Origin of the sequence: Nostoc sp. 'Lobaria pulmonaria (5183) cyanobiont' (genome assembly GCF_002949795.1) — a bacterium.
In the GTDB taxonomy this organism is placed as follows: domain Bacteria; phylum Cyanobacteriota; class Cyanobacteriia; order Cyanobacteriales; family Nostocaceae; genus Nostoc.
In genome coordinates, this window is record NZ_CP026692.1 from 3,193,342 (window position 1) to 3,206,867 (window position 13,526).

The following is a 13,526-nucleotide window of genomic DNA, read 5'->3' on the forward strand; positions in this document are numbered from 1 at the left end:
TTTTGCATTGGTTCTTCTCAACTTAGCTTCCCTAAGTCATTTTGTGCTTCTTAGTCTAAAGTACAGATATAAAAATGTGAGGAGCAATCATGGGGCAGACACAGGAGCTAGGACAGATTATCATCCTGAATGGTGTTCCGCGATCGGGGAAATCGAGCATTGTCGCAGTGATTCAGGAGACATTTGATGGTCTATGGATGAATTTGGGTGTTGATAGATTTATCCAAATGACTCCCGCACGATACCTGCCTGGGATCGGTCTGCGGCCAGGGGGAGAACGCCAGGACATCGAACCCCTTGTTCCCATTCTTTACAGCGCCATGTATGAGTCTATCGCTGCCCACAGCCGCTTGGGTGTAAATGTAGTGGTTGATGTCGGACACCATGATGCCTACGCAATAAAGCGGGGCATTGTGGCTGATAGTGCCCGACGTTTGAAAGGATTACCAGTCTTGTTTGTAGGCGTTCACTGCCCCATTGAGATTGTTATGGAACGACGACAAAACACGGGGTGGAACGTGGGAAGTACAGGCGACTCCCCGATGCCACATCCGGTTCAGTTCTGGCAACGTGAAGTTCATATCCCTGGCATCTATGACCTTGAAGTTGATACCTCTTTGTTAAGCCCAGGTGCGTGTGCCGAGATGATACGCCAGCACCTCGCAGATAGTCCAACACCGTCGGCATTCCAACGACTCGCTGCACACTATACTTAAGCTGTAGTTATGAATGTGTTCACTATATTTGGTATGAATTTGTAAAGTGGGTGATTCTATAAGTTGAAAGTTGAAAGGGAAATTCAAGCCCTTTTCATTAATTCTCCAAAAAGTTTACTTAACTCGACAGAATTTGCGATCGCTATCACTCTGAGGATATTGCCAAGAATAGGCAAAGTGGCTAACTCCCTTAAGTTGGGGCGCAAATTGTCGAAGTGCCTGCATTTGCACTTCTAAGGATGGACGATTACTGACAGATTTTCCCCACTGACCAGCTAAAGCCGGGATTATCTGCGTACCCGGTTTTGCCATACTCAAAACCCGTTGCACTTGCGACACGATACAACTAACATTACCGCAATTTCCATAAGCCATAGGATGCCACTCTAATGTACTGGGGAACCGATCCCAAGGTTGCAAACGGGAATCATACCCTTGTCCGACAGTTTGGTTGCCATTAGGAAAAAACACCACTCCCGTAGAAATACCTTGCTGCTTTGCTGGGTAACTAGCGATGGTAACAAAATCTAGAATTCCTTGCATGGCGTGGGCAACTGCTAGCTGCCACAACTCCCATTGTAAAACTGGTTGTCTATCGGTTGCAGACAGGATTGACTTTTGTGCTAGTGGGATGCGTCCTTGCCAAAGGGGTTCCCCTTCCTGGGGATAAAGTTTATCAACTTCCGCTACATCTCCGACGCTGACGAATCCCCTACTCAAAAAGCGGCGAATCAAGTCCAGCCCTTTGTAATTCTGTGCGCGTTTAAATAAAGCTTCTTGGGTTGCGGGACTAAATAGCCATAAATCTGAAACTTTGGTGGCGATAGAATCACTTCCTGCTTGTCGCGGATAACGCACGTAATCCAATAACAAGCCATCTGGGCGACGGCGCAAAACTTGTTGTACTAATTGGTAGTAGTCGCGTTTTGCTTGCAGGTTGTAGGGGTCGATAAATAGTTGAGAGCCATTATCTACCACATATAAACTTGTTTGACCTTTGCCATTACGAGCGATCGCACTTTCTCTATCTGGGCGCTGGGCGTAAGTATAGCCGAAATTTGTGGTAAACATCCAGGCATAGACCTTCAAACCACGTTGCCGACCTTTTTTAATTGCTGTAGCGAGTATATCGGTATTTTCTGCCCCTGGAGTGCGAATCACAGCAGGCCAAACCGTCGGGTTAGCTCTTGCTGGTAAAAGTACCTGCCCATCGTAAAATACTTCTATATAAACTTGGTTATAGCCACGATTAACAATCCGATCCATAATCTGATCGATTATTCCTGGCTGAATGTCGCAGGGATATAAGCGTAACCAAATGGCTTGGGTTTGCGGCCAAGTCCGAGAGCGACATTCCTTTAATTTCTGTGCTTGTTCTTGTATTATGCTTTGGTAGCGCGTTTGAGCATCTTGTTTGCCTTTGAGGGCTGACAAACGTAAGTTTTCTTTTTGTTGCGCCGTAGCTGATGATAACTGACAATACTCAGTTACTTGCGCCCTTGCTGGTTTGCTTCCCAAGTTTGGGAGCAACAAACTACTAGTAAAAACAACAGCGCATAAGCGCCGCCAAAATAATGTTGATCTTGCAACGTTCAAGGAACAGTTAGACATACCTACCAGTAGATGAACAAATTCAAAATTCAAAAAAGTTTCAGACAGGGATTTAAACTCCGACTGTAACTTGCTTACCACAGGGTAACTGAGCAAAGGCGAAGTGGCTCTAACTCTGAGCTACGTGTTGACGTTCGATCTTAAAGCCTTTAATCTGCGATAATAATCGATCCCAACTCAAATAATTGTGGGCAACGTGTATCGAATTATATAGTTAAATACTAAGGGTTTTAAAACCTATTTTTTCAAGACTCCCAAAGGTCTATTTCTGTTGCCGTATTCTTTTATAGCGGTTCCCAGTGCATGAAGTAGATAGCAAAACTTCACCCGCAATGCGAATGCATCGGCTTGCATTCTTAATGCAGCGGCTCACATTGTTAATGCATCGGCTCGCATTGTTAATGCATCGGCTCGCATTGTTAATGCATCGGCTTGCATTCTTAATGCATCGGCTTGCATTCTTAATGCATCGGCTTGCATTCTTAATGCATCGGCTTGCATTGTTAATGCATCGGCTTGCATTCTTAATGCATTGGTCGCATTGTTACAGCAGTTTTCAAGTAGATGAGCTACAAAATGCAGAACTTAGGCATTAGACATAAAAAGTTTCTACTTCCTGCCTCCTGTCTCACTTCTCTTCTTAGGCTGCGCCAACGACTACGCTCAGTGACCACCTGCCTGGTTGTTGAGCGTAGTCCAAACACTGCCTTCTGCCTTGACAAACAAAATAGTCAGGAGTCAAAACTTGTGACACCTGACTATTGATGATGGAGTAAGCAATAGTTAATAGCTAACCGCCACGTTTCAACGCCGTCTCTACCTGCTGCAACTCTTTCTCTAGACGATTTTTGAGTTTTTCAGGTACGGGACGATTTGGATAAGAGCTGTAGTGTCCAGCAAGGGAATTGAGGGCTGTTCGTATAGTTGTAAACGAGCCAAGACCAGAAACAGAGTTAACTCGCTGGTAGCGAGCTGAAAAGTCATTAATTTTTTGACGCGCTTGTGCTTGAATTGCTGCTTTGTCTGGTGAATCTTGTGAAAGATCCAAAGCTTGTCTCATAATATTGACCACAGCTAAGGTGTCTTGACGATAATCCCCAGTCAAACTATCTGGACTGCCAGAACAACCCATTAAGCCGATAGCTACAACCAAAACCAGCGCAAGCAAACGCGACCAATAGCCCTTCATATGCATTAAGTAAAACAATACTAAATCAACGTCCATCCTATCTTGAATTGGTAACTTGGGGATCAATTGAATGGGGAGTGGGGAGTGGGGAGTAAGGAGAGACGTGATTAATCGCGTCTGTACTAGGGAATTAGCAGTGCTGCTTCACTTCCTCAAAAGCACTCATCTACAAGCATCTTGGGCAAAAATCAGGTGATTAAAAAATCTGATTGGACAATTATCGTCGCTATATTTTCTTTGCGAAGTTATGGAATTAGAGGTTGATAGGATTTAATCAACTAACTTTCCCTACCTCAATCTTTGCAATTTCAGCATCGTAATACATATCATCAGCCACAAAAAACCGACTCCATAACCTGCAATTATGTCTGTGGGCCAATGAACTCCTAAATATAAGCGGCTGATACCAATAGCTGCAATTAAAATAACTGTCAAACTGTAAATAACTTTGGCAAAATTAGGATAGTGAATTGCTAATTCGTAAGCAATAAAACCATAAAGCACCATAGAACCTAGCGCATGACCACTAGGAAAACTAAAAGATTTTTCAGAAATCAAGCGATGCCACAATTCCGGACGAGGTTTAGAAAAAAACAACTTTAGTCCTGTATTTAAAATTAACCCTCCTAAGCAAGCAAATACAAAAGCTTTCGCTTCTTCTTGATCACGTCGCCACCAAAGTAACAAGATAGTAATGCCTGCAACTACAACCACTGTACTAGGATTTCCAATATTTGTAATAAACAGCATTAAATTATCTAAATTTGGATTGGCAAACTGATGTAGCCATAATAGAAAAGTAGTATCAAATTTAAAAGCATCTCCCTCTAAAACCTCTTCAGCCAGTTGTGCTAAAACAAAAAGTATTAACAGACAAATAGCAAGTCCAACAATACCAATTGTCGCAATTAAGGGAGCTAAACGAGGATGTATATGATGCAACCAGAAATTAGAAATTTGTCGGAGCATACTTTAATATTATTCATCACTCTGTGCCTCTGCGGTTGAAAAGCAATTTATTTAACCACAGAGGCGCAGAGAACACAGAGTAAGGAGATTGAAGGGTAATTTTTTTCCTAAGGAATAAGAATTAAATAACATACAATTTAATGTCCCTGACTTACCTCACCCTCAATCCCTCTCCTTATAAAGGAGAGGGAAGCAAGATAGAGGATGAAGTTTTGCATTTTATTTAATCCACGTTCCTAACTCCTAATTTTATGATAGAGAGTATCTCGTTGTTGGTAAGGTTTTCCTAAAGAAGCGATCGCAGTTTGCAAGGTTTCCACTTCCATACACGTACCACCCAAAGCACCTGCCATTGTAGTAATATGCTCCTCCATCAAAGTGCCGCCGATATCGTTGCAACCCCAAACTAAGGCTTCTGTCGCACCTGCAAGCCCCAGTTTTACCCAACTCTGCTGATGGTTGGGAATCCAATTACCTAAGTAAATCCGCGCTACAGCCCCTAATAGCAGTGCATCGGTTAAAACTGGTTGATCGCGTCCAACACGACGACGTAAGGATTTGGGTGCTTCTTGGCCAACAAAGGGTAATAAAATAAACTCCGTGATCCTGGCTGGATATCCCTGATTGATGGCGGTTTTTTGGAGCGATCGCAATTTTTCTAAATGCCCGATTTGCTGTTCGTGGGTTTCAATATGCCCAGATAACATGGTGCTAGTGGTATGCAAGCCTAATTTGTGAGCGGTGCTAACAATTTCTAGCCAAGTGGCTGTGTCAATCTTCTCTGGACACAATATCCGTCTTACTTCATCGTCTAATACTTCAGCTGCTGTTCCCGGCATTGAGCCAACACCAGCATCGCGCAAAGCAGTAATCACATCAGCATATTCCAGTCCGTCAAGTCTGGCGATAAATTGCACTTCTTGGGGAGAGAAAGCGTGTAAATGTATCTGAGGAAATTTCTGTTTGATGGTTTCTATAACTTTGAGATAATAGGGCAAAGATTTACCATTTATCTGCGCTTGTGGATTTAACCCCCCCTGCATACAGATTTCTGTCGCACCCCGTTGCACGGCATCTGTGGCTTTTTCCAAAATTTGCGCCGAATCTAACCAGTATGCATCGGCATCGCCATTATCTCGACGGAAAGCACAAAAACTACAGTGCTGCTCACAAATGTTAGTAAAGTTGATATTACGGTTAATTATGTAGGTGACAGTATCGCCTGCTTGAGTGTGGCGGAGTGTATCGGATGTAGTACGTATTGCTGCGATCGCCTCTGGCTCAGTTTGTTGTAACAATACCACTCCCTCTTCGGGGGATAAGTCGTATCCCATCAAAGCACGTTCCAGAATTGTTTCAAACGCAATTTTTGTCAGCATTACTTTCTTAATTTCTCGGTAAATCTTAATTTTATGAGCTTGGAAATAATAAAATTATACTTAATAAATATACCAATTTCTAGAAAATCCTAAGCTCGAATAGAAGTTTTACCTTTAAAGCTATTGCAATCGCTTCCCTTGTCTTATCACACTACCTTTTTATAGTTTATACAATCTATTAACAAAAAAATAGTGTGGTTTGACCACAACTATTTTGATTGATTAATCTACATCTTTGGATTAGCAGGAATCTTTAGTACAACTGTGATATTACTAATTTGCCCTTGCTTGTGGTTTTCGTCGATGTTGTATTAGCAATTCAATCGCCATACCAATACCGATAAAGGCTGTGAAGTAAAATAAACCAATCAATCAGATCTAAATTGGTGGTGCGATCGCTTTTATCTGCAACGCTACATCTGCGATCGATTATCTTGTTACGGTATCCTTCACCTGTAGTAATAATTGTAGTTTTCTGCAATCGTGAAATATGAGACGAAGTACTTATTTTTAACCTTGTATAATTAATTTCAGTATACCGAAAATTTAGTTCTGCGTTAGCAAAGCTCACCGTACCCCTACGGGGAAGCTACGCGTAGCGTCTCGCAGAGAAGGTATTGCTTTGTGATGGATAGTTTTATACACAATTATTGTACAAAAAACCATATTATAAGATACATTTTTTAGAAATTTGTTGAGAAATTCAAGATAAGTAAAACTAATAAATTAACCAAAAAGGTAAGGGTAGCTCTCTCACCATCCGTGAGTAGGAAGCGACACGACTAGTCACACTTAGGACATAAGATTGCAATGTCTCTGTCATCTAGATAGGTTTTACTAAACCTTACGTCGGTGTTAATATAGGTAATCTTCATGAATGAAAACGAAATAGCTGGCTCAGTATACTAGTACGGCTCATACAGAGTCTTATTCATCTGTTTTCGGTGATTTACTGTTCACTGCTAACTGTAGAAGTCAGAATGCCTACCGAATCAATCATTAAATATCGTTTTATCTACGAGGTACAAAATGACAGTTCAATCTTCTAGTTCGGTTCAACAACAAGTCACCCGTCAAGTATTATCACTACCTGTACAATCAGCGCTTTATATTGCACTGTGTTCTTTGACTCTGTGGACAATTTATTTCAGTACATACCCCGCTATCCATGACACAACTCATACTCTGCGTCACCACACACTGATGGTGAGTTGCCATTAGTTGATTGAGTCAATGATTAGCAGGAGTTTACAAATCAAATGACTTTATTTAAGTGGTCTAGGCTGATCGGTCTGATTTGCACGCTCGGAATTGTTCTGTATGGTTGGATCGGACTTTCCCAATCTCCTCAACCATCGGTGCGGCTAACAACCAATCCACCGATTAATCAGGTTCAACCCCTTGAGGCTGAAGCCACTACAGTGTTAGGTTCGGGACACTACAATCCGCCAGTGCAGCTGATGTTGCAAGCCGTAGATGCTCAAGGGCAATCTTTAAAGGATGCCAAAATCCACTTGCAATTGTTCACCCCTTCTAAAAACCCCTGGTTCACAACAGATTTTCCGATCGTCGAGGGAACAAAGTTGTTGGATATTGAGGGCAATGCACCAACAGGTCAGTTGCAGGTTCAACAAACCCTGCCGATCCGGGGAACGTATCAACTCCAGGTAGCAGTTACTCCGCTCGTTGCCAATGCGTTTCAGCCGATTCAGCAAACGCTGACGCTGACGCTGCCTGAAAATCCCTTAAAGTTCCGCTACTTTGGCATCCTGGTTGTGATTTTGCTGGCAGTTGGGCTACTAGGAGGTTGGGTGATTGGGGGTAGACAACCTATTCAACCGGGAGAAATTGCCCCGCAACAGGTGCGATTATTGTTAAGTGGATTGGTTGTGGTAGCGATCGCTGCACTCCTCTGGGTCAACATCAATGCTGAACTTGCCGAATCGCACCATACGATGTCGATGCCAGGCATGGGAGAAGAAGTTGCGCCCTCTAGTAAGCCCGCTAAATTGCAGTCTCAAGGACTTGATATGCAACTATCGGGTGACGAGGGCGCAACGGTGGGTCAACCTGCCAGATTGCAGGTTAGCGTCAGTGATCCCAAAACCAGCCAACCCGTGACAGATGTAGTGTTCAAGGTAACAACCACCCAACTCGAAAATAATTGGCTGGCGTTTGCTTATCAGGGGACTCCAGACAGCAACGGAAAATTGGCGTGGGAGCAGGAGTTCTTTGACGGTGCCCCGCATAGCATTGTTGTCGAGGTTGCACCGCTTGCAAACGCAACCCGGCAATTTCAGCCATTCCAAGTTGCAGAGAATATTCCAGTCGAAGGTGTCGCTCCGCCGATGTCTGTACGGTTGATTTCGCTGACTTACTTCACCGGAATTGTGGTAATTGGTTTGCTACTGGGACTGTGGCTGCGACACAGGCAGACTCCCCGTACTGGGTTGACTTGGAGGCGTAGTGTTTCCTAAGTCAGTATCAAAGGGCGTTATTGCTATGCCATTCGGTTGTAAAAACATTTGCCCTTAGTTTCTTTGCCCAATGACCAAACAGGCTGATTGCCTAAAATCCATGTCGGATACTATTGAGTGTTCGACATGGATTTTTATAGATACAGCATGAGAACATTGAACCCTACAATTTATCTATGAATCATCAACACATTATATTCGTCTGCACGAGGTGTGGAAGTAGTCATCAAACAAAACAGTATGTTGCTAAAAGCGACGGTGAACGGCTGCTAGAGAAATTACAAACCCTATATCATGATTGGATGTTGCAAGACGAGTTCTCGATTCAACCCGTTGAATGCATGGGTGTTTGTGACCAGGCTTGTGCAATTGCTTTCGTCTGTTTTAACAAACACACCTACTTATTCGGCGATCTGCCTGCTGATCCTGAATGTGTAGATAATACAGCAACTGCCGTACTTGACTGTGCTAGTCAGTATCACGCCAAGCCGGATGGTTTGCTCCCATACGCCAAGCGCCCGGAACTGCTCAGAGCCGGAGCGATCGCACGGATTCCACCTCTGCCGCCGTGTCAATAGACATTTTACTCAGTTCCCTAAACACTTATGTAAGTATTTGTTGCTTTCATGAGTAATGGCGTTCATTACCATTTAGAAAAATATGAGGACTTGAATTCTTTAGAGTTGGATTTAAATAAAGCACTTCAAAACCAATTGCCAGAGGGCATCAGACAAAGACAACACAAAATTGCTATAGACTTTTACTTAATTCTTTATGAACAAAATTAATTAAAAATTAAAAATAGTCATATTACTAAGTATCGAAATTTTCTTTAAATGCGATGTATTTTATCTCTAAGCTAATTAAATATCTTACACCTTACCAATAGTTTATTGCTGGCATTTAGTTCCTAAGTAATATGAGACGGATTGTTTGTAATCCAATTACTATTAAAGGATTAGTCAGATCAAGAATAGATACAAAAAAATATTTTATTTTTAACTTATTTATACTTTTTGTTTCAGTAAAAATACTATTTAAGGGAGAAAAATTGCCTAGAGTTTTGCAAGACAACTAATCACGGTAAAATCCCACAACCAAGAACGAAAAAGGAATACCCTACTCCCTATTTTCAGGACATCAAAATTATTGACAATAATTACTAATTCATCTAAAATATTAAGAGTAATTGCAAATATTTTACAATCATTTAGCACTAACCGTAACTAAAAGTCATGCCCAACAACTTCGCTCTAAGTGACGGAAAACCTTGGAGCCGCCGTCAATTATTGAAGCTGGGGCTAGCAGGTGCTGGAGTGACTGGTGTAGCTGGACTTTGGCAAATGCTAAATCTACAAAGTAAGTCAATCGTCAAAGTGCCACCACTAGATATGGAAGCACCAGACGACGCTACCAACCCGATGAAGATGTTAAGGGATTTTGATTATGGGACGGTGAAGCAAGAAAATGGTCGGACTATCCGGGAATTTCAGTTAATTGCGGGTACTTCCATCATAAATCTCAATAGTGCTGTCTCTTACAACATCTGGGATTTAAACGGTCGCATACCAGGGCCAACACTACGGGCAAAACAGGGCGATCGCATCCGGGTACTATTTCTCAACAACGCCGGCCATTCTCACTCTTTGCATTTTCATGGCGTTCATCCGGCGGAAATGGATGGTGTTCGCCCAATCAGCAACGGCAAAGCCACAATTTATGAATTTGATGCTGAACCCTATGGCGTTCACTTGTACCACTGCCATATTGAACCAGTTACCCGTCACATCGCTAAGGGGCTGTACGGGATGTTTATCATCGATCCACCGACTCCCCGTCCCCCGGCTGATGAAATCGTACTAGTGATGGCTGGGTATGACGTGAATGATGATAGCCATAATGATTATTACGCCTTCAACGGTGTGCCCCACTATTACATGCATAATCCGATTCGCATTTACAAAGATCAGTTGATTCGGCTATATGTTCTCAACATCATTGAATACGATCCGGTAGTGACGTTTCATCTCCACGCCAACTTCTTTGATGTTTATCGCTATGGCATGAGTATGACTCCTAGCGAGAAAGCTGATGTGATTACGATGGGTATGGCAGAAAGGCACATTTTGGAATTTGCTTTTCGCTACCCAGGTAAGTATATGTTCCATCCCCATCAGGATGCGATCGCCGAAAACGGTTGCATGGGTCAATTTGAAGTACTTGCCCAGAGCAATCAAAAGACTGTTAACAATTCATGACAAAAGAAATAGTAATTTCTATTCTGGCTAAGTACAAGGGACTTAATTGGTAATTAATAAAATTTTAAATCAAATAGTTGATAAAAAATATCATTATATGCGAAAGTAAAATCTATGACAATTTGTCAAACAAACTATCTTTGAGTAATAGTTTGAAGCATTTGAACCAATACCTTTTAAATTGTGCCAGGATCAGAAATGAAAAAATTTCGCTATATCTGTTTAACAGTGGCAGCTGCGGCAATAGTTACCTTAAGTTCCTGTAGCAGTACACCAACCGCAGAAAATTCCTCAGCACCAGTTGCTAGCACTCCAGCTACAGAGGCAGTAAGTGAGAACAGTCATAGTGGTCACGGTGGCAAAGAAAAAATTAACATTAACAGTGCAATATTGTCAGAATTGGATAAGTTTGAAGCCAAGCTAGGTGTCCCGGCTTTATCCAACAAAATTCAGGCAAGTCGTCCCTACGGCAGACCAGAAGATTTAGTTACTAAGAAAGTAATTACTCAAGAACAGTTCGACCAAATTAAAGACCAGGTTGGTGTTCAAGAAGTGGTACTCACAGGTGAGGCAAAAGATGTTGACTATATGTCTAAATTAGGCTTAATGAAAGGACATCTTTTGGTAGCACAAGAACTGCTGGATCAGAATCAGCCGAAACAGGCAGAACCTCATATAGGACATCCAGTTGAGGAGATTTACGTTGACGTAGAAGAACAATTGAATGAGCGCAAAGTCAAAGAATTTAAGACAACTTTGGTGAGTTTGCAAGATTTAGTGAAATCTAGTCCGAAGAATAGCAAAGTTAAAACTAATTTTACTTCTTCAATGCAAGCAGTTGATTCCGCGATCGCAGCTTTGCCAGAAGCTCAACGCTCAAAACCGGGATTTGTGCTACAGGTAATTAACGAATTGCTAGATTCAGCTAACTCCGAATATGGTGCGGCGCTCGCAAATGGTAAAATAACCGCGCCAATTGAGTATCAAGACTCTCGTGGTTTTGTGGTTTACGCCAATGATTTATACAAAGGAATTTCTAGTCAAGTAGCTCAAGCAGATCCGGAAGCACACAAAGCTATCGACACTAGTTTTGCTGAACTAATAAAAGTTTGGCCCGCCGCCATCCCACCAGCAAAAGCAGTAAAAATTCCTAATGATGTTACCAAGCTAGTGAAAACCATTGAGGAAAACTCTCAAAAAGTGGTTGACAAATCCAATACCCAAGCACAGCTATAACACTTTAATTTAATGGGAAGTATAGGTTAAGGAGTTTAAAATGAGGAAATCATTAGGAGTTACGAATTACGAATTACGAACTCCTAACTCCTAACTAATTACACTCCATTCCTTACTTTAACTAACAACTGATGCAAGAACTTGACCAGAAAAAGACTATTGACCTGCTGAACGCCATCATGGAATTTGAACTAGCAGGGGTAGTGCGCTACACACATTATTCTTTGATGGTAACTGGCCCTAACCGTATTCCGATTGTGGCTTTTTTCAAAGCACAGGCAAGTGAATCTTTACTTCATGCCGAACAAGTGGGAGAAATTCTCACCGGTTTAGATGGGCATCCCTCCCTGAAAATCGCCCCAATGGAAGAAACCTACCAGCATAAAGTCAAGGATATCTTGGCAGAAAGCTTATCCCATGAAAAAAAGGCATTGGATCTGTATAAAGATTTGCTTGAAACTGTCACCAATGCCAGCATTTACCTTGAAGAATTCGCTCGCGGTATGATTGGACAAGAAGAGATGCATAATCTCGAATTGAAAAAGATGTTACGCGATTTTGGTTAATAGTTATTAGTCCTTAGTCATTAGTCATTAGTCAAAAACAAATTCAAATGACAAAAGACAACTGACTAAGGACAAAAGACAAAGGATAAAAGATGGATTTTAGTACTGCTCTACCTACTTTTGTAATAACACTCCGAGAAGGAGTAGAAGCTGCCCTTGTTGTTGGTATTGTGCTAGCTTTGCTGAAAAAAGCTAAACAATCCCGACTCAATTCATGGGTATATGCTGGTGTCGGCGTTGGCATTGTCGTCAGTGCCTTAATCGGTGTGCTATTCAGTTGGATAATTCAAGTACTGGGAGCTGCGAATCCTCAATACACCACTGTAGTTGAGCCAGGGCTAGAAGGTGTGTTTAGTGTGTTAGCGATCGCAATGCTCAGTTGGATGCTAATCTGGATGACTAAACAAGCCAGATTTATGAAAGCTACAGTTGAGGGAGCAGTAACAGAAGCGCTGACACAAAACTCAAATGCTGGCTGGGGTGTTTTTACTTTAATTTTAATTGCCGTTGTCCGCGAAGGCTTTGAAACTGTTCTCTTCGTTGCAGCTAATTTTCAACAGGGATTAATGCCAGCATTGGGTGCTATTGCTGGTTTGGCAGGGGCAACTGCCATTGGGGTGCTGCTATTTAAATGGGGTGTCAAAATTAACATCCGCCAGTTTTTCCAGGTAATGGGCGTTTTATTAGTGTTGATTGTCGCTGGGTTAGTAGTTTCAGCCTTAAAACATTTTGACGAAGCAGTAGCTAACCTTGCTCTTAGCAGTCGTGCTACAGAAAACCTTTGTTTCTATTACGAACGTTTTACAAAAGTCCACTCCTGTATTTTGGGGCCAATGGTTTCCAATACTTCCACAATCTTGCCTGACGAACAGTTTCCTGGGATTATTCTCAAATCTTTATTTGGCTATAGAGATAATCTCTATCTTGTGCAAGCAGTAGGATATGTGGCATTTTTACTCACCATTGGAGGACTGTATTTCCGTAGCCTTGGAGGTGCTTCTCCTGAAGGTAGAAAGAATATCCCCTTTGCTCAAAAACCAATTAATTCTGCAAAAGATTAAAAGCACAGTCAGTTACCTCGTTTCCACTCTCCCTTGGTTGAGTCGATGGGGGATATTATTCTCC

The 13,526-nt window shown here is 42.1% G+C and carries 13 protein-coding genes; 8 read left to right on the plus strand and 5 right to left on the minus strand.

The window, feature by feature from the left end; translation table 11 throughout:
* Positions 1 to 89 precede the first annotated feature (89 nt).
* Positions 90 to 716, plus strand: a complete 627-nt coding sequence (locus NLP_RS13895; protein ID WP_104906902.1) for a chloramphenicol phosphotransferase CPT family protein — start codon at positions 90 to 92, stop codon at positions 714 to 716.
* Positions 717 to 830: 114 nt separating this feature from the next.
* Here NLP_RS13895 and NLP_RS13900 read toward each other — a convergent pair whose 3' ends face one another.
* The 5 genes from NLP_RS13900 to NLP_RS33140 all read right to left on the minus strand — a co-directional run bounded on the left by NLP_RS13900 (position 831) and on the right by NLP_RS33140 (position 6,345).
* Positions 831 to 2,327: a family 10 glycosylhydrolase gene (locus NLP_RS13900; RefSeq protein ID WP_104909871.1), complete on the minus strand. Its 1,497-nt coding sequence runs from the start codon at positions 2,325 to 2,327 to the stop codon at positions 831 to 833.
* Between the two features lie 790 nt (positions 2,328 to 3,117).
* Positions 3,118 to 3,522, minus strand: a complete 405-nt coding sequence (gene psb27 / locus NLP_RS13905) for a photosystem II protein Psb27 (RefSeq protein ID WP_199784821.1) — start codon at positions 3,520 to 3,522, stop codon at positions 3,118 to 3,120.
* 282 nt (positions 3,523 to 3,804) lie between these two features.
* Positions 3,805 to 4,485, minus strand: coding sequence for a phosphatase PAP2 family protein (locus NLP_RS13910; RefSeq protein ID WP_104906903.1), 681 nt, complete (start codon positions 4,483 to 4,485; stop codon positions 3,805 to 3,807).
* A 236-nt stretch (positions 4,486 to 4,721) separates the two neighbouring features.
* On the minus strand, positions 4,722 to 5,864 hold the full coding sequence (gene cofH / locus NLP_RS13915; RefSeq protein WP_104906904.1) for a 7,8-didemethyl-8-hydroxy-5-deazariboflavin synthase subunit CofH: 1,143 nt from the start codon (positions 5,862 to 5,864) through the stop codon (positions 4,722 to 4,724).
* A gap of 319 nt (positions 5,865 to 6,183) precedes the next feature.
* Positions 6,184 to 6,345, minus strand: coding sequence for a hypothetical protein (locus NLP_RS33140; RefSeq protein WP_158680373.1), 162 nt, complete (start codon positions 6,343 to 6,345; stop codon positions 6,184 to 6,186).
* A 548-nt stretch (positions 6,346 to 6,893) separates the two neighbouring features.
* Between NLP_RS33140 and NLP_RS13920 the strand changes: the two genes are divergently transcribed.
* From NLP_RS13920 to NLP_RS13955, 7 genes are all read left to right on the plus strand, one after another.
* A complete protein-coding gene (locus tag NLP_RS13920; protein ID WP_104906905.1) occupies positions 6,894 to 7,085 on the plus strand; it encodes a CbtB-domain containing protein in 192 nt (63 codons plus the stop codon).
* Between the two features lie 38 nt (positions 7,086 to 7,123).
* On the plus strand, positions 7,124 to 8,341 hold the full coding sequence (locus tag NLP_RS13925; RefSeq protein WP_104906906.1) for a hypothetical protein: 1,218 nt from the start codon (positions 7,124 to 7,126) through the stop codon (positions 8,339 to 8,341).
* A 176-nt stretch (positions 8,342 to 8,517) separates the two neighbouring features.
* Complete coding sequence (locus NLP_RS13930) at positions 8,518 to 8,919, plus strand: DUF1636 family protein (protein WP_104906907.1); 402 nt, start codon at positions 8,518 to 8,520, stop codon at positions 8,917 to 8,919.
* Between the two features lie 657 nt (positions 8,920 to 9,576).
* On the plus strand, positions 9,577 to 10,599 hold the full coding sequence (locus NLP_RS13940) for a multicopper oxidase domain-containing protein (RefSeq protein ID WP_104906908.1): 1,023 nt from the start codon (positions 9,577 to 9,579) through the stop codon (positions 10,597 to 10,599).
* A 198-nt stretch (positions 10,600 to 10,797) separates the two neighbouring features.
* Positions 10,798 to 11,835, plus strand: coding sequence for a helix-hairpin-helix domain-containing protein (locus NLP_RS13945; protein WP_104906909.1), 1,038 nt, complete (start codon positions 10,798 to 10,800; stop codon positions 11,833 to 11,835).
* Between the two features lie 131 nt (positions 11,836 to 11,966).
* Positions 11,967 to 12,401, plus strand: a complete 435-nt coding sequence (locus NLP_RS13950) for a ferritin-like domain-containing protein (RefSeq protein WP_104906910.1) — start codon at positions 11,967 to 11,969, stop codon at positions 12,399 to 12,401.
* Between the two features lie 92 nt (positions 12,402 to 12,493).
* The gene (locus tag NLP_RS13955; RefSeq protein ID WP_104906911.1) at positions 12,494 to 13,462 is read left to right on the plus strand and encodes an FTR1 family iron permease; all 969 of its coding nucleotides are present in this window, start codon (positions 12,494 to 12,496) and stop codon (positions 13,460 to 13,462) included.
* The last annotated feature ends 64 nt before the right edge of the window (positions 13,463 to 13,526 follow it).